We start from the raw sequence: 23,575 nt of genomic DNA on the forward strand, positions 1-23,575 counted from the left end.
GTGGTTTTAAAGACCCGGCAAGCGATACATTCCGGCGGGGGAAAAGGCGATGGAGCTGCCATCGGCCAGATCATCGGCAAAGCGTGTCGCGATAATCCGCAAGGCCGTTTGCCGTCCCTTGCTGATCAGGGCCCGTCGTGAGGGCAGGGCAGGGGTCAGTCCCGGCGACAACAGTGCCTGAGACCAGACCAAGGGATGCAATTCCTGTAAATAATCGCTCAGGATCCAGTCCAGACAGTTATGCAAATGCCTGCGCGTGGCATCCGCATGCGTGGAGAGATGCCCATCCGTTTCCGCTGCCATGTTGACCGCGCAAAAGGCCGCCCAAAGGTTTGTTATGTGCTGGTCCTTCTTGGCCTCAAGAATATGGCGGATGCCATCCGCGAAAAACTCCGCATCCAGAAGGTCAAGTGCCCCGCGATCCATTGCAAGGGCATCGAAATAAACCCATGCATAGCCCCCATCCCCCCAGACCTCTGCGGTACGTACCGCCGTGCGGCGCGCTTCGACTTCGAGCGTCTCGTAACTTCCGAAGTAGGCTGGAAGCAGGTGCTGACCGAGGGCGCGCATATGACGGTGCCCGTCGGGGTCAAGATCAATCAACTTTGCATAGTCGTCCGCCACGCGGTGCCCTTTCTGACGGAACGCCGCCGTCAAGGCGCATTGCGCCGCGGCCAGTGATGGCGCATCCAAATCAATCCCGTCATATGGTGCAAGGATGTCCCGGGCCCGGTTGAAATGGTTCAGCCAGTGCTTCTGGCACACCTTTTCCTCGTGGAGACCGTCGCGCGCCGCATTCCGCCAGGCCCAGCCAATATCGATATGGGCCATCGCCACGACGAGGGCGCAACAATGGTCGCCATAAAACTCGGTCTGGACCTCCTCCAAGGCCTCGATGCCGACGGGGTCAGGAACGGCGCCATCGGCGATTGCGTCCTCGGCGGCGGCCACGACGTCGGACCGCGCCCCGAAGGCCAGCAGCATCGAGGCAATCTCCCCCCCCGGGGTCGAGAGGCGGCAATCGTCGGCATATTGGATTTGCTTTGACAATTCCTCCCACATCTCTTGCCGGGCCAGTTTCTGGCCCCTGTCCTGATGAGTGGCGCGGGCCATCTCTTCGTCGGACACCGGGAGCGAGGGGAGAAGGATGCGTTTGCTTAGAGCCTCGATATCGCTTTCAGACCGCGTTCTGCGCCCGAACAGCCGTGGGGAGTTGCGTTCCCCTCCGTCACGTTTCCGGCGAAAGCGCAAGATATTTTCGCCGCGGGCGGTCTTGGACGAGAATGGCATACGATCTCCCGGCTGAAGTCTGGATTGTCTTTTGCTGATCCTTTCAGTGCAATTCGGCCAAATCTTGGCAAGGCTGAGGAGATGGCAGGGAATTCCACAGGTGCCAGAGAGTTGATTTACAGGCAAATTCGTTTCAATATCTCGGGATGAAGCTGCTAACCATTTGTTGTGTAACGATATTTATATTGCTTGGGGCGATATCATATGCCGAGTCCCCGCAAAACGTGCGCCCGCCCGAGGCACGCGACGGCAATATTCCGCGCGCCCGCTGGGGATCTTTGCCAGATGGCCAGTTGTGGACACGCGCCGCGCTTTCGGCCCTGCGCGGGCATGGGCAGGCCCTGACGCGTAGTGTTCCAAAGGACATTCGTGACTGGTGTCCGGCCTATCCCGAGGCTGGCCAAAAGGGGCGCCAGGCCTTCTGGATCGGCCTACTATCGGCGCTTTCGAAACATGAAAGCACCTATCGCGCTGCTGCCGTGGGCGGGGGCGGGCAATGGTATGGTCTGCTTCAAATCCTACCCTCCACAGCGCGCGGCTATGGTTGCCGGGCACGCAGCGGGGCCGCCTTGAAAAATGGGCCGGACAACCTGAGTTGTGCCATCCGGATCATGTCGGTGACGGTCCCGCGCGACGGGGTCGTGTCACGCGGGATGCGCGGTGTTGCCGCCGATTGGGGACCATTCCATAACCGGCGCAAGCGCGGGGACATGATGGCGTGGCTTAAACGGCAAAGCTATTGCAAGCCCATGTCATCGGTCCGTCCGCGACTCCGCCCTGAGCGCTTCACGCAACTCAACAGTTCCGACTGAGGGCTAGCCGTTGCGAATGCGGCTCACCATTTCCGTCGTGTCCGGGCTCAGGTCCTTCGTGGCAAGGATGCGGTCCAACTGGTCGGCAATCATGGCTTGCCGCTCGCGGTCATAGCGTTTCCATGTCTCGAAGGCCGAGCACATGCGCGCCGCCGTTTGCGGGTTCAGCGGATCAAGCGCGATCAGCCAATCGGCCAGAACCCGATACCCTTCGCCGCCAGCGTGATGGAACCCGGCCGGGTTCATCGCCAAGGCTCCCAATACGGATCGGAATCGGTTGGGGTTGCGGATCGTGAAATCGGGATGCTGCGTCAGGGCTTCGGTCGTCTTTGCGGCGTCTTCCGGGGCGGCATGGACGATTTGCAGCATGAACCACTTGTCGATGACCAAGCGGTCCTCTTTCCACTGGTCGTAGAATCGCGTGACCGCATCCTGCCCCTGACCGGCCTGCAATAGGTTCGAAAAGGCGGCCAATTGCTGGGTCATGTTGTCGGCGCTGTCGTATTGGCGTCCGGCCTGTGCGCCACCATCCAGACGGGTGATCATACCAAGGGCCGCATTGGCCAAGGCCCGCGCCCCGGATTGTTCGGCGTCCGGCGCATAGGGCTTGGCAACCTGATACTGCGCGTAAAGGCGCGGTGCGAGGTCCTGAAAATGCTCGGCGCGGGCGTGCCGCAGGGTTTCAAGGGCATCCCAGATGGCTTGCGGATCGGGTGTGTGCCCACGCTCATGCAGGGTTTGTGCCAACTCGTCCTGACTGGGCAGGCCGAGCGCCAAGGCGCGGAACGCAGGGTCAAGCGTGTCGTCCCGTGCCATGGTAAGCGCTGCATCCAGATAGGCGTCGTCCGGCGCCGCCCCGTTCACGATCATCTCGATCAGGCCGTCGCGGGCAAGGTCACGGCCCGCTTCCCACTTGTTGAACGGGTCGGTGTCATGCGCCAGAAGGAAGGCGCGTTCGGCATTGTCGGTCTCACGCTCAAGGATCACGGGGGCCGAGAAATCCCGCAGGATCGAGGGGACGGGGCGTGCGCCCAAACCTTCGAAGGTGAAACTCTGCTTGGCTTCTGTCATCTCCAGAAAGCGGGTTTCCACCACCTCGTCGCCATTCGGCCCCAACAGGCCCACGGCAATCGGAATGACCTGCGGGGCCTTTTCATCCTGCCCCGGCGTTGGCGGCGTTTCCTGTTCGAAATGAAGGGTATAGGTGCCGTCCTTGAAGTCATCGGTGACACGCAGACGCGGTGTGCCTGCCTGCGAATACCACCGCTTGAACTGGCTCAGGTCACGCCCCGTGGCATCTTCGAACACCTTCAGCCAATCCTCGATCGTGCAGGCCTGCCCGTCGTGACGCTCGAAATACAGATCGACCGCCTTGGCATACGCCGCATCGCCTACCAACCGCTTGAGCATCCCGATCACCTCGGCGCCTTTCTCGTAGACCGTGGCGGTATAGAAGTTGTTGATCTCCACGAAACTCTCGGGGCGCACGGGATGGGCCAGAGGGCCGTTGTCCTCGCGGAACTGACGGGCGCGCAGGGCGATCACATCGGAAATCCGCTTGACCGGCGCGCTGCGCATATCGGCGGTGAATTCCGAGTCGCGAAACACCGTCAGCCCTTCCTTCAGGCACAGTTGGAACCAATCCCGGCAGGTGATGCGATTCCCGGTCCAATTATGGAAGTATTCATGGGCGATAATCGCCTCGATCCTTTCAAAATTCGCATCTGTACTTGTCTCTTGGCTGGCTAAGACGCAGGAAGAGTTGAAGATATTCAACCCTTTGTTCTCCATGGCCCCCATGTTGAAATCATCCACGGCAACCACGTTGAAGACATCCAGATCGTATTCCCGGCCATAGGTTTTTTCGTCCCAGGCCATGGATTTCTTGAGCGCCTCCATGCCAAAGGCGCATTTGCCCTCATCCCCCGGACGCACCCAGATATTCAACTCCACCTCACGGCCCGACCGGGTGGTAAAGCGATCTGGGTGATTGACCAGATCACCGGCCACGAGGGCGAAAAGATAGGCGGGCTTGGGCCATGGGTCATGCCATTCGGCGAACCCGTCCCCTTTGGCCACAAGATTCCCGTTCGACAAAAGGACCTTTTCATCGCCCTCGATGCGCACGGTGAAAACGCCCATCACATCCGGGCGGTCCGGGTAATAGGTGATCTTGCGAAAGCCTTCGGCCTCGCATTGTGTGCAATACATGCCATTCGACATGTAAAGCCCTTCCAGCGCAGTATTGCCCTGCGGGTCGATCTCGACCTCGGCCTCCCAGACAAAGGGGGCATCCGGGACCGCGCAAGTCAGCCCCTCATCGGTCAGCTCTGGCTCCACGGCCTGCCCATCAACCCGTGCCGAGACAAGCCGCAGGCCCTCTCCATGCAAAAAGAAGTCACGGCTTTTTGAAGCGGGGTTAGGTTTGAATCTTATCTTGCTGATAACGCGTGTTTTTTTCGGATTCAGCCGAAACGTGAGATGCACCTCCTCAACAAGGAAGGCTGGCGGCGTGTAGTCGGACAAATAGATCGTCTGAGGCGAGGCGTCTTTCATCGCGGGCGTCTCCATCGGCAATGCGTTTGCCCGGGACGTTAGGGCGATGCGGGCGGGTCTGCAATGCGATCCCGGGGTTGATCGTTGAGACTGACAGGTGAAGGGCCGCGATATGGGCAACCTGCGCCTTCAATCCGGGCGCTATCGCGAAAATCGCACGTCATATCGGCACTGACCCCTGCGCAGGCGCGCGGTGACTTGTGCGGACATTCGCGTTTTCTTATCGTTTTTGAACACTTAATCAGGATTTAATGGTAACGCGAAGGACCCCCATGGCACGCCCAGTTATTGGTATTATCGGAAACCACTACCTGATCGACGACAGTTACCCGGTGCATGCGGGCGGAACGATGAATTCCGAGGCGATTGCACAGGTGGCCGGATGTATGCCGCTATTGGTGCCCAGTGACCCGCGGTTTGTCTCGGTTCCAGAATTGCTTGAGGCCTGCGATGGGTTCCTGCTCACCGGCGGGCGGCCCAATGTCCATCCCGAGGAATACGGTGAAAACCCGACCGAGGCGCATGGCGCCTTCGACCGCAACCGCGATGCCATCAGCCTGCCTTTGGTCCGGGCCTGTGTGGAGCGTGGGCAGCCGATCCTGGGCATCTGCCGCGGGTTTCAAGAGGTCAACGTCGCCATGGGCGGGACCCTGCACCCGGAAATCCGCGAATTGCCGGGGCGCGACAATCACCGGATGCCGCCCGATGGCACCATCGAAGAGAAATTTGCGCTACGCCACAGCGTCCGGTTCACCACCGGCGGGGTCTTCCATCATCTCATGGGGGCCGAGGAGGTGATGACCAACACCTTGCATGGGCAGGGGGTGGTCAAACCCGGCAACCGCGTGGTGATCGACGGCTATGCCCCGGATGGCACGCCCGAGGCGATTTATGTCGACGGCGCGCCCGGTTTCGCCCTGTCGGTGCAATGGCATCCCGAATACAATGCCGCGAACGACCCGGTCAGCCGCCCGTTGTTCACAGCCTTCGGAGATGCAGCACGGCAATGGGCGCAAGGGCAGGGGCCCCAGGCGCTCAAATCGGCCTGAGGTCCTCAGGGGCGCTTGTTGTGCATCAAGGACAGTGTCCTGCCATGGCGTAAACTCTTCCTCGCTTACCGTGTAAGGGGGAACTCATGAACATTCTCATCGCCTATGCCACGACCGAGGGGCAAACCCGCAAGATTTGCCGGTTTTGCGCGGATGTCCTGATTGACGAGGGGCACTCCGTTGAACTGCTTGACGTGGGCGATGACGACGGGCTCGACCTCGGGCGGTTCGACGCGGCGATCCTTGCCGCGTCCCTGCATCTTGGCACCTTCCAGAAAGACATGGGGGAGTTCGCCAAGACGCATGGCAACGGCTTGGCCGGGTTACGTACCATGTTCCTGTCTGTTTCTCTGGCCGTGGCGAGTGGCGAGGCCAAGGATCTGGCCGAGTTGGACAGGATTTGTGGCCGGTTTTTCGACGAAACCGGCTGGCGCCCGGATCAGTTGATCCATGTCGCCGGGGCCTTCCGGTTCACGCAATATGACTTTTTCAAATCACTGGCCATGCGTTGGATTGCCCATCAGCAGGGGCAGGATGTCGACCCGACGAAAGATCGCGAATACACCGATTGGCAGGCCCTGCGCCGTGCCGTTCTGACACTCGCAGGGCCTGCCGGTTCCAGTTAGGAATGGATCAGAATCCGAGACCTTGAATTAACCGCGCTTCATGCGCTTTCAGACAGGTTCTGGCGGTTTTGCCATGGCGATACGGGGCGGACCGCAGTTCGGGGAAGATCGCGAACAATTCCTCGCGCGCGGCCGCGTCCACGGCACCCAGCCCCACGTCGCCCGCGTGGAAGCTTTCGGTGGCGATGCCTTCGGCATAGATCACCTCGTGGCGGTCGAACATTACGTGGATATAGGTCACCTCATCCACATCCTGTTGCACCACGTCGCGCCCGTCGATCAGGTGCTTGGCCGGAACCAGAACCTCCGGCTCTCCGAACAGAAGCTCGGCCCGGTACCCGGTGAACAGGATGCGGTGCTGTGGCGATACTACAAGCCCCTCGCGCGCCCCGCTCAGGGCATTGGCCCCGACGTGCACCGGTGCAAATCGGCCTTTGCCCGGGACACTCCGCTTGCCGATCCAGCGGATCGGGCGCAGGCCGTGATCGCGGGTCACCACCATGTCGCCTTCGCGCAGGTCTTCAATCGGACGCTCGCCATGGCCGGTCAAAATCCGGGTGCCCGGGGTGAAGCAGATGATGTTCTCGATCTCTGCAAAGTTCACCACCGTGCCGTCGGCCATGGTGAAATTGCCCGAGAGACCGCCGGCACTATCGTCCGTATTGGTGAAGGTCAGATCGTTCAGGCTGTAATCGGCCCCGAGGAAAAGCGTGTCGCCCGCCGTCTCGTCGCCCTCGCCACCGGTGATCGAGATGCTGTCGCTTCCAAACTCGCCGAAATCGGCAATGGTGAAGTAATCGTCGCCATCCCCGCCGGTGACGGTATCCCCCTGCGCGGCCACGATGGTATCGTCACCCGCGCCGCCGGTCAGGATGTCCGACCCGGTGCCGCCGTCAAGGCTGTCGTTGTCGATCCCACCATCAAGCAGGTCATCGCCGCTGCCCCCCAGAAGGGTGTCGTCGTCGTCCTGACCATAGATGGTGTCGTTGCCGTCACCGCCCAGAAGGCTATCCGCGTTGTTGGTCGGGGCCGCATCCGTGCCGTCATTCGCCAATTCGTATAGTGAATACGATGCATAATCCGGGTTCGACGGGGACAACTCGCCATAGATCAGGTCGTCATCGCTGCCGCCGTCGATGGTGTCGTTGCCCTCGTTACCTTCAAGGGTATCGTTCCCGGCATCGCCCGTGACACTGTCGTCGTCAAACCCGGCATCCACCGAATCCGCCCCAAGGCCGCCCGAAACCGTATCGTTGTCGTCGCCCGACAGAACGGTGTCATTCCCGTCGCCGCCGATAACGCTGTCGCGATCGTAGGTCGGATCGGTATCCGCGGGGTAATCCAAAGCCCCACCGCTGTTGTATTCCTCGTCGGGCAGGCCCGTGCCCGGCGAAGTACGGGTGTTGATGAAATCGTCGCCCGCGCCGCCATCGACGGTATCGCTGCCCTCGAAGCCATAGATCTCGTCGTTGCCAGCGCCGCCCGAGACCGAGTCGTCACCCTCACCGGCCTCGACGGTATCGTTGCCATCGCCTGCAAGAATCGTATCGTCACCGGCACCTGCAACGATGCTGTCATCGTTGCCGTTGGTCCGGCTGTCGAGGTTGTCGACGAAATCGCCATCCGGGTCGCCCGTATAGCTGCCGTCGATCAGATCGCCCCCGGCGGTTCCGTCCACGATATAATCGCTCTGCGCGATTCCCATGGCGGCCAAGGCATCGTGATCCGTGACCGATGCCGGATCGACCCCAAGCAACGTGAGCGACTCGCCATTGGGGAAGGTCAGAAGCGCGTTGCCGCTGCCATCGTCGGTGACGGTCACATCCGAAACCAGAACCGGGTTGCCATCCGCATCGGTCAGGGCCGAAGTGTCGATCTGGTCCTGTCCGGTGTAGGTCCCGTCGCCATTGTCGATGGGGCCTTCGAAGCCCGAAATCGTGTCATTGCCGTCGCCATCGTCCAGCACCACGGTATCAACCGCACCATCGGCTGCCCCGACATCGAAGGTGTCGTTGCCCGCGCCGCCATCGACCGTATCTGCCCCCGCCCCGGTGCTGACCGAGTCGTCACCGGACGAGCCGATAACGCTGTCGTCGCCCGAACCCAGCGTGATGTTCTCGATCTCGCTGAAACCAGCGGTCGACGTGCCATCGCTGAGCGTCCCGCTTTCGGGGTCCGAAGCGATGCCCGCCGTCAGGTCCAGCGTGGTGTTCGCCGTGACCGAGCTGGCATCAAGGCTGTCGCCCGTGGTTTCGTCGGTCTCGCCGCCGGTGATCGTGTCGTTGCCAAAGCTGTCGTAGAGGGTGAAAGTGTCATCCCCATCCGAGCCAAGCAGCGTGTCATCGCCGATGCCACCATCAATCAGGTCATCTCCGGCTTGCCCGTCGATGCTGTCGTCTCCGGCCTCACCGTAAAGGGTGTCGCTTTCAACGCTGTATCCACCCATGATGGTGTCATTGCCATCGCCGCCGCTGGCAATGTCGGTGCCGAGGTCGGCGTCGATATAGTCGTTTCCGGCTCCGCCATCGATCGTGTCATTGCCATACCAGCCGTGCAGAGTGTCATTGCCCTCTCCGCCCGACATGCTGTCGTCGCCTGTACCGCCATGGGCCGAGTCGTCCCCGATGCCACCGATGATCGTATCGTTCCCGGCATCACCGCGCAGCGTGTCGTTCCCCACTTCGCCGAGCAGGACATCGTTGTCGTCGCCCCCCAGCAAGCTGTCAAAGCCCTCGCCACCGACAAGGGAATCGTCTCCGGCTTCGCCGGAAACGGTATCGGCCCCATCGCCTGCAAGCACGGTGTCATTGCCGGTTCCGCTGTAAACCAGGTCATCTCCGATGCCTGCGTCGATGCTGTCGGCACCGGCACCGGCGCTGATGGTGTCATTGCCCGCACCGGCAAGGATGCTGTCGTCATCGGTGCCCGCTAGGTTATCTCCTGCGTCCACCTGGTCGCCTTCGGGATCTCCCGTATAGCCCGAGTCGATCACGTCGCCCGAGGTCGTGCCCTCGACGATGTAGTTGGGGATGGGAATGCCCATGGCCCCGAGTGCCGCAGGGTCATTCACCTCCGAGGGCGCAACCCCGGTCAGGGTGATCGATTCGCCATTGGGGAACAGCAGGATCGCATCGCCCGTGCCGTCGCCATTGGTATCGGTCACCGTCACATCATCGGTGTTGACCGGCGCGCCACCCGCATCGTTCAGGCCGCTGACATCAAGCAGGTCATTGCCGGTGAAACTGCCGTCACCGTTATCGGTCGGGGCTTCGAAGCCTCCGATCGTGTCGTTGCCGCCGCCATCCGCCAGAACGACAGTGTCCTTCGCTCCGTCTGCCGCGCCGATGTCAAAAACATCGTTGCCCGCGCCACCGTCAACGGTGTCGGCCCCGGCGCCGGTGCTGATCGCGATACTGTCATCCCCGTCCGAGCCGATCACGCTATCGTCGCCCGCGCCCAGATCGATATTCTCGATATCCGCGAAATTCGCGGTCGAGGTGCCGTCGCTTATGGTGCCGCTTTCGGGGTCTGCCGGGCTGCCATTCGCCGTCAGGTCAACCGTGACATTATCGGTGACCGCCGTCGCATCAAGCGTATCGCCGCTGGTTTCCTCGGTGCCCCAGCCGTCGATGCTGTCGTTGCCAAAGGAGTTTTCCAGCACGAACAGGTCGTCGCCGCCGTCCCCGAGCATGGAATCGTCGCCCAGACCACCGATCAAGGTGTCATCGCCGGTTCCACCGAAAAGCGAGTCGGATTCGGTGCCGCCATCAAGAAGGTCGTCACCCGCGTTGCCGTAAATCTCGTCTATCCCGGCCCCGCCCGAAACCGTGTCGGCGTCATCTCCGCCAATCAGGGAGTCGTTGCCAAGCCCCCCGTCGATCGAGTCATCGCCCCCCTCACCATAGATCGTGTCGGCATCGTCGCCGCCCGAGATGGTGTCATTGCCAAGGCCACCCAGCAGGCTGTCGAAACCGGTGCCGCCGTCGATACTGTCGTTGCCGCTTTCGCCCAGCAGGGTATCGTTGCCGGCATTGCCCAGCAGGGTGTCGTCGCCATCGCCGCCACGCGCACTGTCGTTGCCGGTGCCCGCGTCGACGCTGTCAGTGCCCAGCCCGGCAATGATCGTATCATCGCCGCCTTCGGCGCGGATGCTGTCGTCATTGGTGCCCGCGGCGTTGTCGTTGTTGTCGACAAGATCGCCTTCCGGGTCGCCGAGATAGCCGTCACTGATGTAATCGCCCCCGGCTGTGCCTTCGACGATATAGTCGGGTGTCAAATCCGACGTCGGTAGCAAAAGCGTCTCGATTTCGTTGAAGTTGACCGAAATCCAGTTGCCACTTGCGTCCATGACCTCGACAGAGCCGCTGGTGCTGTCACCGTCGGTATCGGCGGCTTCGCTCAGGTTGCGGAAAGCATCCCATGCCGAGAGGTTGAGCGTATCGGAATCATTCCCGGTCGTACCGCCGTCCACGTCCAGAACAGCACCATCCGCATAGCCCCCCGGTACAACCACTATGTTGTCGTCGTCGGCCCCGGCAAACACAGTGTCATTGCCGCCCGTCAGCGAGATGAAATCCGTGCCCGTTCCAGCATCGATCTGGTCGTCGCCGGTTCCGCCATACATGGCGTCGTTTCCATCGCCACCAATAAGCGTGTCATTGTCGGCACCGCCCCAGAGACTGTCGTCGCCGATGTCACCTGTCAGGCTGTCATTGCCGGTTCCGCCATCCAGACCGTCATTGCCATCACCACCAATCAGCGTGTCGTTACCGGCATCACCGTCAAGGTCATCGCCACCGATTCCGCCGTCGATCAGATCATCGCCAACGCCACCAGCCAGGTAATCGTCACCGCCTTCACCATAGATCGTATCATTGCCATCGACACCATAAGCCGAGTCGTTCCCGTCTCCTGCGGTGATCAGATCATCGTTGGTGCCCGTGGCGTTATCCGTGGCATCGACCATGTCGCCTTCCGGGTCGTCGACATAGTCCACATTGATCAGATCGCTACCCGTGGTGCCTTCGACGATATAGTCGCGACCATCCGGGATGCCGATCGCAATCAATTCTTCAACCGAATCCACTTGCGCGGGGGCCACACCGACAAGCGTGATGCTTTCACCACCCGGGAAAGTCACAACCGCATTGCCCGATCCATCGTCGGTCACGGTCACATCCGCCGTTGTCACCGGCGTTGTGCCACCGTCCGAGGTCAGTCCAGAGACATCCAGTTGATCCTGCCCGGTGAACGTGCCGTCGCCATTGTCAATCGGCGCTTCGAAGGCCTGAACGGTGTCGCTGCCCGAGCCATCGGCCAGAACAATCGTGTCGGTGCCGCCGCCCAGCGTGATGTTCTCGATTTCCGAGAAGGTTGCGCTGTCGGTCCCGTTCGAGACACTGCCCGCCTCCGGATCGGCGCTTGTCAGGTCAATGGTGGTGTCTTGCGTCAGATTGCTCAGATCGAGCGTATCGCCAGCCGTTTCCCCGGTTTCACTGCCAAGGATCGTATCGTTGCCGAAATCGTCGGACAGGGCAAAGGTGTCGTCTCCGGCCCCACCGTCCAGCGTGTCCTGACCGGTGCCGCCATCCAGAACATCGTTGCCGACATCCCCGACAATGCTGTCATTGCCCGCACCGCCTTCCAATGTGTCATCGCCATCGCTGGCGCCAACGGCGGTAAAATGAATATCGGTCACCCAAAGCGCCTGGCCAGCGGTCCCGCCTTGGTCATAGTCGATTTCGAAATAGCTGACCGGTCCGGTGATTTCGACAAGGGCGGAGCCATCGGCGTTCGACTGTGACCAGCTTCCTTCGCCATCCTCGGTCGGCGTGGTGCCAGTCGTGGTCGCGCCTTGGTAGGTGATCGTGCTTTCGATCAGGGAGCCGTTCGCGTCGTATGCGCGGATCGTGACCAAGTCTTCCCAGCTGTTTTGGTCCAGATCGTTGATCCGAAAACTGACATTGGTGACCTCGTCACCATATGCCGCGCCATCCACCGCCGAGAAGGAAACAGTGGTGGTCGATGTGTCACCGGTCGTCGATCCGCCCCCCATGGCGGCCGAGGACGTCGGATCGAAAGGCTCTCCCGAGCCAACGTATTGCGTGTCCGTGGTTTCGGCGCTGATCGATCCCGCGTTCCCATCGTCGGTGAAGCTGACTGCAACGTTAATGCCGCCAGTGTCCTGAACGAACCCGGCAGAGAGGTCTTGTTCATCGGCCCCCGCCGCGGCCCAGCTCAGGTTCAGGTCCGCATCGGGCACTTGCGTGCCGCCGATGATCGTATCGTTTCCATCGCCGCCCTGAATGCTGTCGGCGCCTTCGCCGCCATCCAGGTAATCGTTGCCCCCGCCGCCCAAAAGCGTGTCGTCGCCTTCGTCACCAAAGACCGTGTCATCCGCGCCGCGGGCATCGATGCTGTCATCGCCCCCGCCGCCCGAGAAAACATTCGTGTAATCTGCACCAGCCGTGTCATATCCGATGATCGTGTCGTTGAAGTCGGATCCGATAACCCCGTCGATGCCGAAGTATTGATCACCGGCGGCATCGCCACCTGACCCCGTGTTGCTCGTAAGGTTCACGTTCACCGCGTACGCCGAGTCCGAATAATCGACGTAATCCAGGCCCGCCCCGCCGTTGATCGTATCGGCGCCACCACTGCCGGCGATCGTGTCGTCGCCGTCTCCGCCCAAGACGGACTCTGCCTGATCGCTGATCTGGTCGCCTTGCGCATCGACATAGCCCGCATCGATCAGATCATCGCCAGCCGTCCCGTCAACCGTGTCCGGGCCAGAGGTGTATGCCGGTGCAGAAGTGACCGAGGCATCGCCACTTGTCGTGTTCCATGTGTCAGGAATGAAATAGACATTTCCGTCGCTGCCGACGTAATAAGTCCCGGTGTCCGTTATGTTGGAATAGTACTGGCCATCACTGTCCCAGACGCCGGACCATGTCCATTCTCCGGTGCCGATCGTCTGATCAATGGTAAAAGTGGATTGTGCGCCCGAAACATAATCGCCAGCGTCAAGGGATCCATCGCCAAGCGTTACAAGATAACCAGTAGCCAATACTCACACTCCATTTTAAGCCCCGTGGTCCATGTCCGGCCCGAGGGGATGTAACGTCGTTCGGATTTTCAGGATGGCTTTGGCGTAGTGCTCACCGCGACCCTAAAGGGTGTATAGTCAGCCTATGCGGCGGCAATTCGGAGCAAACCTGACAATGCTGTGTCCGACTACCCGCCTGACGGGTAACAATCAGGCCGCAAGGGCGAAATTGTCCTCGGGTTCAAGCAAAAGCCGTGCTTCATGCGCCTTCAGGCACATGCGGGCCGTATCGCCATGGGCGCCCGGATTGCTGCGCAATTCGGGGAAGACGGCAAACATTTCCTCACGCGCCCGATTCGAAATTGCCGCGATCCCGGTGTCGCCGGCGTGAAAGCTTTCGGTCGCCGCGCCCTCGGCATAGATCACCTCGTGGCGGTCGAACATCATGTGGAAATAGGTGACCAGTTTGCGCTCGACCACGCGCACGTCACGGCCATCCACCAGGTGCTTGGCGGCAACCAGAACCTCGTCGTGACCGAACAGCAGCTCGGCCTTGTAGCCGGTGAACAAGACCCGGTGCTGCGGCGAGACCAGAAGCGGCCGCCGCGCGCCGTCCAGTACGGTCGAGTTGATCGCGATGGGCGCGAACTTCCCGTGCCCCTCGACGGTGCTGTGCCCGAGCCAGCGGATCGGCTGAAACCCGTTGTCACGGGTCAGAACCATATCCCCAACCCGCAGTTCCTCAATGCGTCGCTCGCCTTGTGCGGTCTGGATGCGCGTGCCGGGGGTGAAACAGATGATGTTCTCGATTTCCGAGAAATTCACCACCGTCCCGTCGGCCATGGTGAAATTGCCCGAAAGCCCGCCCGCGGCATCATCGGTATTGGTGAAGGTGATGTCGTCCTGTGTCAGGTCCGCGGTCAGTTGCAGGGTGTCGCCGCCGGTCTCACCGCCTTCGCCGCCGGTGATGTCGATGGTGCTGCTGCCCACTTCGCCCAGATCGCCCAGTACGAACAGGTCATCGCCATCGCCGCCATAGGCCGTGTCGCCCTCGGCCAGGTACATCTCGTCGTCATCGAGCCCGCCAAAGAACTCGTCGGCCCCGGTCCCGCCGATCAGGGTATCGTTGCCCCGGTCCCCGACCAGGGTGTCGTCGCCCGCACCACCGACAAGGCTGTCGCCGGACGCATCGGCGCTCATTGCGGGAACCTGGTAATCCGCATCCAGACGATACGCGTAAAGCCCGGTATCGTCGGTGTTGATCGCATCAAGCGAGATCGACTCGATGGGTTGCGAGGTCAACAAGGTATTGTCGGCGTTGGTGGAATACTCCGGCATCATGAAGGTTTCGCCGGTCGTTGTCTGCGAAACCACGGCGGTGAAGCTGCCAACAGAACCGTCAATGAAGGTTACCGTCGCGTCGTAAACCTGCGTGCTGTCAAGCTGGTAGGTGACGCCGTCCACCGTGATCGTTTCGGGTGCCGCGCCATTGTCGTTGTCGGCCAGAATATTGTCGCCATCGCTGTCCGAGGTCGTGGCGGTTTGAAAATTGTTGTACAGTTCGGCGCCCGGGCCGCCGTAGCTTCCGATCAGGTCGGCGGCGTTCTCTGACTGGCCATTGGTTTCGGTCGGGTCGATATCGGCGTAGGTGCCAAGGTTGATGACGGTAAAGGTGTCACCCGTCGTCGAGGACCCGCCTATGCCCGTATTGCCGGGGTCCTGCTCGCTGCCTTTGAGGTAATCGTTTCCACTGCCACCGATCAGGGTGTCCGACCCCAGATCGCCATAGACGGTATCGTCGCCATCGCCGCTTTCGACACTGTCGTTGCCCGAGCCGGCAAAAACCGTATCATCTCCGCCCCCCACGCTATCGCCATCGGCATCGGTGTAGGCCGCGTCGATGGTGTCGTCGCCTCCGGTTCCGTCGACCTCGGCGCCCGGTTCTTCGTAATCATCAATGCTGAAGGCCGGATCGCCCGCGGTCACGTCCGGATCGGTATCATAGTCCAGCGTGTCATAGTTGCGCCCGGCAACAAGCGGCATTTCCGACAGCGTGTAATAGCCGGTGGCCCCGCCGCTATCGACGCGGAAGGTGATAACCTGGAAGGTGTCGCCGGTCACCGTATCGCGCAGGGTCCAGCTTTCTTCGGCATAGACAGGGGCGCCGCTCGATGTGCTGCCGCTCACCGAGACATCCGCCGTCGCGCTTTCCCCGCCAGAAAAATTGCTGTCGATGGTTTGACCTTCGACACCGGATTCGGGGTCGGTGATGGTGGCCGTCCCCGAAGGGCTGGCCTCGCCAGTCCATGTCCCCGTGCCCCCGATCGTCCGGGACAGGATGAACAGGGGGTCCGTGTTATAGATACTGACCGTATAGGTGGGCATGGCCCTGCTCCTCACTCGAAATGGGCCGCCGATCTTGTGTCAGCATGCCCACGAGGACGCATCCTTGCCTGTTGTGCCCTCGCTGTTCTCGAATTGGATACAGACTGTGCATGGCCGGAAAGCGGAGCTTTTCTGGCGAATTTAAGATAAATTCGGGCCGGATTGAGGCGGGCCGTCAGGTCACGGCAGACCTGTGCCGATAGGTGTCATCGTCCCAAAGCTCTTGGACCATGACCTTCGTGACCACCTCGATGGCCCGATCAATGTCCCCCTCGTCCAGATAAAGCGGCGTGATGCCGAAGCGCATGATATCGGGCGCGCGGAAATCGCCGATGACCCCATGGGCGATACAGGCCTGCATGGCCTCGTAGCCATGCGCGAAGCGGAACGATACCTGACTGCCGCGCTGATCGGGATCACGGGGCGAGGCGAGGGTGAGCATCGGGCAGGTGGCCTCGATGCCTTGGATGAAGCGCTCTGAAAGCGTCTGCGCGCGGGCATAGACCTGTGCCATTTCGACCCCGTCCCAGATGTCCAAGGCCGCCTCAAGGCTCGCCATGGCCAGAACAGGGGGCGTGCCCACCCGCATCCGCGCGACCCCCGGCGCGGCGCGGTAGGTTTGTTCGAACTCGAAAGGCGCGGCATGACCCAGCCATCCCGAAAGCGCCGGGGCCGTGGCTTCGGCATGGCGCGGGGCGACATAGATGAAGGCCGGGGCGCCGGGGCCGCCATTGAGGAACTTATAGGTGCAGCCCACCGCGAAATCGGCCTTGCCCCCGGCCACATCCACCGGCACCGCACCCGCGCTATGGGCCAGATCCCAGATGGCCAAGGCCCCGACCGCATGGGCCTTTTGCGTAAGATGCGGCATGTCGTGTCGGCGGCCGGTGCGGTAATCCACTTCCGTCAGCATCAGGGCGGCGACCTCCTCGGTGATCGCGTCCTCGACCTCCTCGGGGGCCACGCAGCGCAGTTCATGGCCCTGTCCCAGCATCTTGATCAGCCCCTCGGCCATGTAAAGATCGGTGGGGAAATTGCCGGTATCCGACAGGATGACCCGGCGCCCGGGGCGCAGGGAAAGGGCGGCGGCCAGCGCCTGGTAGACCTTGATCGACAGGGTGTCGCCCAGCATGACATGCCCCGGCTCGGCCCCGATGAGCCGCCCGATCCGGTCGCCCAAGACCCCCGGTTGCGCCATCCACCCGGCCTTGTTCCAGCCGGTGATCAGCATCTCGCCCCATTCATCCTGCATGACCCGGCCCATGCGATCCGCAGCGGCACGGGGCAGGGGGCCAAGCGAATTGCCGTCCAGATAGGTCACCCCCTGCGGCAGGTGGAAGCGGGATTTGGTGGCGGTGAAATCAGGCATCGTTAACCTTTCGTGTCGAATCGGGGGCAAGCCCTTGGGTCATATCAGAATCCCCCGGGCTTTATAGCGTCGGCAAGACGTCGGTATCGCGGCGGTCTTGGGGGTGGCCTTGGTACTGGTAAACAGGCCGTGCGCCCGGTGGCCATTGTGCGCCTCCGGCGGGAGTATTTGGGGAAAGATGAAGCGGGGATCACAGGCCAAGGGCGGCGCGGGTCTTGCGCGGCAGGTTTTCGGCGATCATGTCGTAAGAGGCCTTGATATGGGCCTTAAGCTCATCATCGTTCAGCCCGGGGTCGGCATGGACTTGCAGCCATTTGAGGCCGCGTGAGGCCATGTAGGGCGCGGGCCGGATTCCGGGTTGGTCTTGCAGCACCTCGAAGGCCATCTCGGAGGCCTTGAAGGTATAGGCATCCTTGCCGTCGTTCCAACCGGCGATGGCAAAGACCTTGCCGCCCAGTTTCCAGACATCCGCGCCGCCCCATTGCACAACATGGGTGGTCTGGGGCAGGGCGGCGCAAAAGGTGTTGAAATCCGCGCGCGCCAGCATCAGACCTGCCCTCCCGCGATCTCGATGCACTGGCCGTTGACGCTTTCGGATCCCGGCCCGCAAAGCCAAAGCGCGGCCTGCGCCACCTCCTCGGGGGCGATCAGGCGCTGATGGCGGTTCTGGCTGACCATCATCTCGCGCGCCTTGTCCTCGGAGACCCCCGCGCGGCTGCTGATGGCCTCGACATTGCGGGTGACGATGGGGGTGTCCACGTAGCCGGGGCAGAGCGCGTTGAAGGTGAAGGGCTTGCCCATGTAATCCTCGCTCAGGCCGCGGATCAGGCCAATCAACCCGTGTTTCGAGGCGGTATAGGCCGAGGCCCCCTTGAGGCCGCGCAGCCCGGCGATGGAAGAGACGGCCACCACGCGGCCCCAATCGGTGCCCAGCATGGAGGACAGGCTTTCGCGGATCGTCCAGAAGGCGCCATCGAGGTTGGTGGCCATGACCCTGCGCCAGAACTCGGTATCGGATTTCGGCACGCTGCGGCCTTCGGCAATCCCGGCGTTGGGCACACAGATTTGCACGGGGCCACGGGCCTCGACGGCTTGGGCGATCCCCTCGGTTACCTGGGCTTCCTCGGTCACGTCCATGGCCAGCGGGTGCAGGCCCGGGGTGGCGACCTCCTGCAAGACCTCAAGCCGCCGCCCGGTGATGGTGACCTGCGCGCCCTGATTGGCCAAGGCCCGCGCGATGGCAAGGCCGATCCCGGTCCCGCCACCCGTGACAATGGCGTGTGTTCCGCTGAGCATATCCGTCTCCCTGTTCGTTCCGGTCAAGCGTATCGGCTTTGCACGGCGAGGCAAGGGCAAGGGCCGGGAATCCGCCCGCAGCCCCTAGACATTCACGAAGGTGAATGCGTATCCTGCGCCGGACAGATTTTAGGGAGAGGACCATGACCAAGTTTTTCGCGGCCGCCATCGCGGCGGTGCTGGCGATGCCGGCACAGGCATCAGAAGATATTGCCGACCAATACCCGCAATCCGAACTTTACGAAAAGCCGGTCGAGGTGATTCCGCACGTGTTTTCCGCCATCGGCGCCACCGCGCCGCCGACCTATGAGAATTCTGGCCATAACAACAACCTGAGCTTCGTTGTCACTGGCGACGGGGTGGTGGTGATCAACGGCGGCGCGTCCTATCGCCTGGCCAAGGCCCTGCATGACGAGATCAAGGCCCTGACAGATCAGCCGGTGAAACTGGTGATCAATGAGAACGGCCAGGGCCATGCCATGCTGGGCAATTCCTACTGGGCCGAGCAGGGGGTGGACATCCTTGCCCATGAAGAGGCGATTCACGAGATCGAGGAAGAGGGCGATTTCATCCTGCAAGGGATGCAGCGCTACAACAAGGACAAGGCCGAGGGCACCAGCGTCGTGGTGCCGAACCTGAGCTTCGAGGACAAGACAACGGTCGAGATGGGGGATGTGACCTTCGAGGTGCTGCACCTCGGCCCGGCCCATGGCCCCGGCGATACGCAGGTCTGGATTCCGCAGTGGGAAATCGTGATCGCAGGCGACATCGCCTTTCACGAACGTATGCCGCCGATCTTTCCGGGCGCCGATACCGATGCCTGGATCGAAACCTTCGACGGGCCGTTCACCGATCTGGGGGCGACCTACGTGATCCCCGGCCATGGGCACCCGACCAACATGGCGCAGGTCACGCGCTATACCTCGGAGTATCTCAAGGACCTGCGCGCCAAGATCGGTGAGCATCTGGATAACGGCGGTGAACTGGCCGATGCCTATTACGTCGATCAATCCGAGTGGTCGCATCTGGACACCTTCGAGGAACTGGCCACCAAGAACGCCGGCCGCGTCTTCGAGGAGATGGAATGGGAGTGATCGCCTGTCCGCGCCCTCGGGCGCGGCAATCGCTCCGGGGGAGCGATTGTGGCGATCACGGGCGGAGCCCAGCCTGTCCGCGCCCTCGGGCGCGGCAATCGCTCCGGGGGAGCGATTGTGGCGATCACGGGCAGGGTACAGCCTGCCTTGCCGCATGGGGGCAATACAAAAAGCGGGCTTGACGAATGGCGCCCGGATAGGACCTATGAACCACGATGATGAAATGGTTGGATATGCCGCCCGTTTGGCTTCTGGGCTTTCTTGCATTGGCTTGGGTGCAGGTCACGCGGTTTGACGCGGGGCTGACGCTGGGCGGGGCATGGGCCGATTTCCTTGGCGGGCTTCTGGTGGGCGGTGGCCTGGTGCTGATGGCGCTGGCCCTGATGGAGTTCCGCAAACATCGCACCACCATAATCCCGCACGAGACGCCCGAGAGGATGATCCAGAGCGGGATATTCAAGCGCACGCGCAACCCCATCTACCTTGGCGACGTGATGCTTCTGGCGGGATTCATCCTGTCATGGGATGCGGTTTTGTCGCTGCCGCTGATTCCCATTTTCATGTGGGTGCTGGAAAAGCGCTTCATCGAACCCGAGGAAGACCGCCTGCGGCGGACCTTCCGGATGGATTTTGCCCGCTACGAACGCAAGACCCGGCGCTGGATTTGAGCAAATGCGACATTCCTTGCATCGAAACCGGTGGAAAAATGTGAAATAAACCGGCAAAGCATTGGGTAACGCCGATTGGTGGGCCACTCTTGGCCCGACGCAACAAGAACAGGAAACGGGGGAAACGACCTTGAAGATCGGAACACCGAAGGAAGTGATGGAGGGCGAAGCGCGTGTCGCGATGACGCCCGACTCTGCGCTTCAGCTTCAGAAACTGGGATATGACTGCGCCATCGAGGCCGGGGCCGGCAAGGCCGCCGGATTCTCGGATGCCGCCTACAAGGAGGCAGGCGTCGAAGTCATCAAGACACCGGCGGCGCTCTACAAGGCCTGCGATATCGTGGCAAAGGTGCGCCCGCCGACGGAAACCGAGGCCAAGCGCCTGCGCGCCGATCAACTGCTGATCTCCTTCTTCTGGCCTGCCCAGAACGAAGAGCAGATGGAACAATTGGCCAAGAAGGGCACTTCCGTCATCGCGATGGATATGGTGCCGCGGATTTCGCGTGCCCAGAAGATGGATGCGCTGTCGTCCATGGCCAATATCGCCGGTTATCGTGCGGTGATCGAGGCGGGCAACAACTTTGGCCGCTTCTTTACCGGGCAGATCACCGCCGCCGGTAAGGTTCCACCGGCCAAGGTGCTGGTCGTGGGCGCCGGTGTGGCCGGTTTGGCCGCCATCGGTACCTCGACCTCGCTGGGCGCTGTCACCTATGCCTTCGACGTGCGCCCCGAAGTGGCCGAACAGGTCGAATCCATGGGGGCTGAATTCGTTTACCTCGATTTCGAAGAGGAATCGCAGGACGGCGCGGCGACAGGCGGCTACGCGGCCCCCTCGTCCCCGGAATTCCGCGAGGCGCAGCTTGCCAAGTTCCGCGAACTGGCCCCCGAAGTGGATATCGTCATCACCACGGCCCTGATCCCGAACCGCGAAGCGCCCGAGCTTTGGACCGAGGATATGGTTAAATCGATGAAGCGCGGCAGCGTGATCGTCGATCTGGCAGCCGAAAAGGGCGGCAACTGCAAACTGACGGTGATGGATGACAAGATCGTCACCGACAACGGCGTCACGATCATCGGCTATACCGACTTCCCGTCGCGCATGGCCACGCAGTCCAGCTCGCTTTACGCCACCAACATCCGCCACATGATGACCGACCTGACGCCCGAAAAGGACGGGCAGGTCAATCACGACATGGAGGATGACGTGATCCGCGGGGCCACCGTGGCGCATGGCGGCGACGTGACCTTCCCGCCGCCGCCCCCCAAGGTGCAGGCGATCGCGGCCCAGCCCAAGAAGGAAGAGCCGAAGGAACTGACGCCGGAAGAAAAACGCGCGCAGGAAGTGGCCGCTTTCAAGCAGCAGACCAAGCAACAGGTCACGCTTCTGGGTATCGGGGCTGTTCTGCTGCTGTCGGTGGGCCTGATCGCGCCTGCCAGCTTCATGCAGCACTTCATCGTTTTCGTTCTGGCGGTCTTTGTCGGCTTCCAGGTGATCTGGGGCGTCAGCCACAGCTTGCACACCCCGCTCATGGCGGTGACGAATGCCATCTCCTCGATCATCATCCTCGGGGCGCTGATGCAAATCGGCTCCTCCTCGGTGTTGATCACGATACTGGCCGCGCTTTCGGTCTTCATGGCCGCGATCAACATTTTCGGCGGCTTCCTCGTGACACGGCGCATGCTCGCCATGTTCCAGAAATCCTAAGGAGGTAGGCACAATGGATTACGGATTTACCATTGCGGCCTACGTGGTCGCGGCAGTTCTCTTCATCCTCAGCCTCGGTGGGCTGTCAGGACAGGAAAGCGCGAAACGCGCGGTTTGGTACGGCATCGTCGGCATGGCGATTGCCATCATCGCCACCCTGATCGGGCCGGGGCAGGGCCTGTGGCTTCTGTCGCTGGTGCTGATCGCCGGGGGCGGGGCCATTGGCTACCAACTGGCAACCCGGGTGCAGATGACGCAAATGCCCGAACTGGTGGCGATCATGCACTCGCTTGTTGGCCTGGCTGCCGTGTTCGTGGGCTTTAACGCGCATATCGAACTGGGCCGCGTGGCCGCCGCCTTCATCGGCGAGGGTCTTCAATTCCCACGCCCCGAAGAGGTCACAGCCGAGGCCGTGGCCTTCGCCAAGACCTTCTCGGGCTTTGCGGCCATCGTCGCCAAGAAAACCGCCGTCGAGGTGGGGATTTTGCGCGTCGAACTGGTTCTGGGTGTCTGGATCGGGGCCGTGACCTTCACCGGCTCGGTCATCGCCTATGGCAAACTGGCCGGCAAGGTCGACTCGGCGGCGAAAAAGCTGCCGGGGGGGCATATGCTCAACGCAGGCGCGGTGGCGCTTTCGGTGATTTTTGCCGCGATGTACCTTGGCGGCTCGGGCGGTTGGACACTGGTCCTGCTGACGCTTCTGGCGCTCTTCATCGGTTATCACCTGATCATGGGCATCGGCGGCGCCGACATGCCCGTGGTGGTCTCGATGCTCAACAGCTACTCGGGCTGGGCGGCAGCGGCCATCGGGTTCAGCCTCGGCAACGACCTGCTGATCGTGGTGGGCGCGCTTGTCGGCTCGTCCGGTGCGATCCTGTCCTACATCATGTGCAAGGCGATGAACCGGTCGTTCATCAGCGTGATCCTGGGCGGCTTCGGCGGCGCGGCAGGCCCCGCAGCCGAGGTCGAGGGCGAACAGGTCGCCATCGACGCCGACGGTGTGGCGCAGGCCCTCAACGAGGCCGATTCGGTGATCATCGTGCCCGGCTACGGCATGGCCGTGGCGCAAGCGCAGCAGGCGGTCAGCGAGCTGACCAACAAGCTGCGCGGGCAGGGCAAGGAGGTTCGCTTTGCCATCCACCCCGTCGCGGGCCGTCTGCCGGGGCACATGAACGTGCTTCTGGCCGAGGCGAAGGTGCCTTACGACATCGTGCTGGAGATGGACGAGATCAACGAGGACTTCCCCGATACGGATGTCGTCATCGTCATCGGCTCGAACGACATCGTGAACCCCGCAGCCCAGGACGACCCCAACAGCCCCATCGCCGGGATGCCGGTGCTGGAAGTCTGGAAGGCGAAAAACGTCTTCGTGTCGAAGCGGGGCCAAGGCACCGGCTATTCCGGGATCGAGAACCCGCTGTTCTTCAAGGAGAACACGCGCATGTTCTACGGCGACGCCAAGGACAGCATGTCGACCCTGCTGGGCAAGATCGGTTAAGCCTTGCGACTGTCAAGATTGGAAAGGGCGCCCCGGACGGGCGCCCTTTTTGCTGCGTGGGGAATAGGATAAGCCGCGCCAATGACGACGCGCGCGGCGGGCTTCGCCCTCGGCTCCGCACCAGCGTACCACGCCAAGGGCAAAAGATGCCCAACCCCTGTGCAGTATACCGTTGTATTCCC

The 23,575-nt window shown here is 61.9% G+C and carries 14 protein-coding genes; 7 read left to right on the top strand and 7 right to left on the bottom strand.

Annotated features, from left to right (window positions below; genetic code table 11):
• Nucleotides 1-6: 6 nt before the first annotated feature.
• Nucleotides 7-1,290 carry a hypothetical protein gene (locus FDP25_RS14925; protein WP_154154083.1) on the bottom strand — a complete coding sequence of 428 codons (1,284 nt, stop codon included), beginning with the start codon at nucleotides 1,288-1,290 and terminating at the stop codon, nucleotides 7-9.
• 224 nt (nucleotides 1,291-1,514) lie between these two features.
• Between FDP25_RS14925 and FDP25_RS14930 the strand changes: the two genes are divergently transcribed.
• Complete coding sequence (locus tag FDP25_RS14930) at nucleotides 1,515-2,102, top strand: lytic transglycosylase domain-containing protein (protein ID WP_343032081.1); 588 nt, start codon at nucleotides 1,515-1,517, stop codon at nucleotides 2,100-2,102.
• A gap of 3 nt (nucleotides 2,103-2,105) precedes the next feature.
• On the opposite strand, the gene pepN is transcribed toward FDP25_RS14930, so the two are convergent.
• Nucleotides 2,106-4,658, bottom strand: coding sequence for an aminopeptidase N (pepN, locus tag FDP25_RS14935; RefSeq protein ID WP_154154089.1), 2,553 nt, complete (start codon nucleotides 4,656-4,658; stop codon nucleotides 2,106-2,108).
• 272 nt (nucleotides 4,659-4,930) lie between these two features.
• On the opposite strand from pepN, the gene FDP25_RS14940 reads away from it, so the two are divergent.
• Both FDP25_RS14940 and FDP25_RS14945 read left to right on the top strand, forming a co-directional pair.
• Nucleotides 4,931-5,707 (top strand): gamma-glutamyl-gamma-aminobutyrate hydrolase family protein, encoded by a 777-nt coding sequence (locus FDP25_RS14940; protein WP_154154092.1) that lies wholly within the window; start codon nucleotides 4,931-4,933, stop codon nucleotides 5,705-5,707.
• An 86-nt stretch (nucleotides 5,708-5,793) separates the two neighbouring features.
• On the top strand, nucleotides 5,794-6,333 hold the full coding sequence (locus FDP25_RS14945; RefSeq protein ID WP_154154095.1) for a flavodoxin domain-containing protein: 540 nt from the start codon (nucleotides 5,794-5,796) through the stop codon (nucleotides 6,331-6,333).
• Nucleotides 6,334-6,340: 7 nt separating this feature from the next.
• Here the strand turns inward: FDP25_RS14945 and FDP25_RS17260 are convergent, their stop codons facing one another.
• From FDP25_RS17260 to FDP25_RS15050, 5 genes are all read right to left on the bottom strand, one after another.
• Nucleotides 6,341-13,399 carry a Hint domain-containing protein gene (locus FDP25_RS17260; RefSeq protein WP_281350486.1) on the bottom strand — a complete coding sequence of 2,353 codons (7,059 nt, stop codon included), beginning with the start codon at nucleotides 13,397-13,399 and terminating at the stop codon, nucleotides 6,341-6,343.
• 189 nt (nucleotides 13,400-13,588) lie between these two features.
• Entirely contained in the window at nucleotides 13,589-15,763 is a 2,175-nt protein-coding gene (locus FDP25_RS15035; RefSeq protein ID WP_154154098.1) for a Hint domain-containing protein, read from the bottom strand.
• Between the two features lie 175 nt (nucleotides 15,764-15,938).
• Nucleotides 15,939-17,132, bottom strand: a complete 1,194-nt coding sequence (kynU, locus tag FDP25_RS15040) for a kynureninase (protein ID WP_154154102.1) — start codon at nucleotides 17,130-17,132, stop codon at nucleotides 15,939-15,941.
• A gap of 190 nt (nucleotides 17,133-17,322) precedes the next feature.
• Complete coding sequence (locus FDP25_RS15045; RefSeq protein ID WP_154155038.1) at nucleotides 17,323-17,676, bottom strand: MmcQ/YjbR family DNA-binding protein; 354 nt, start codon at nucleotides 17,674-17,676, stop codon at nucleotides 17,323-17,325.
• A gap of 2 nt (nucleotides 17,677-17,678) precedes the next feature.
• Nucleotides 17,679-18,428 (bottom strand): SDR family NAD(P)-dependent oxidoreductase, encoded by a 750-nt coding sequence (locus FDP25_RS15050; protein ID WP_154154105.1) that lies wholly within the window; start codon nucleotides 18,426-18,428, stop codon nucleotides 17,679-17,681.
• Between the two features lie 143 nt (nucleotides 18,429-18,571).
• Here FDP25_RS15050 and FDP25_RS15055 point away from each other — a divergent pair, with 143 nt between their 5' ends.
• From FDP25_RS15055 to FDP25_RS15070, 4 genes are all read left to right on the top strand, one after another.
• Nucleotides 18,572-19,522: an MBL fold metallo-hydrolase gene (locus tag FDP25_RS15055; protein ID WP_154154108.1), complete on the top strand. Its 951-nt coding sequence runs from the start codon at nucleotides 18,572-18,574 to the stop codon at nucleotides 19,520-19,522.
• 218 nt (nucleotides 19,523-19,740) lie between these two features.
• Complete coding sequence (locus FDP25_RS15060) at nucleotides 19,741-20,190, top strand: methyltransferase family protein (RefSeq protein WP_172982836.1); 450 nt, start codon at nucleotides 19,741-19,743, stop codon at nucleotides 20,188-20,190.
• A gap of 130 nt (nucleotides 20,191-20,320) precedes the next feature.
• Nucleotides 20,321-21,895 carry a Re/Si-specific NAD(P)(+) transhydrogenase subunit alpha gene (locus FDP25_RS15065; protein WP_154154111.1) on the top strand — a complete coding sequence of 525 codons (1,575 nt, stop codon included), beginning with the start codon at nucleotides 20,321-20,323 and terminating at the stop codon, nucleotides 21,893-21,895.
• A 13-nt stretch (nucleotides 21,896-21,908) separates the two neighbouring features.
• Entirely contained in the window at nucleotides 21,909-23,393 is a 1,485-nt protein-coding gene (locus tag FDP25_RS15070) for an NAD(P)(+) transhydrogenase (Re/Si-specific) subunit beta (RefSeq protein ID WP_154154114.1), read from the top strand.
• The last annotated feature ends 182 nt before the right edge of the window (nucleotides 23,394-23,575 follow it).

It is taken from the genome of Roseovarius bejariae, assembly GCF_009669325.1.
GTDB lineage: Bacteria > Pseudomonadota > Alphaproteobacteria > Rhodobacterales > Rhodobacteraceae > Roseovarius > Roseovarius bejariae.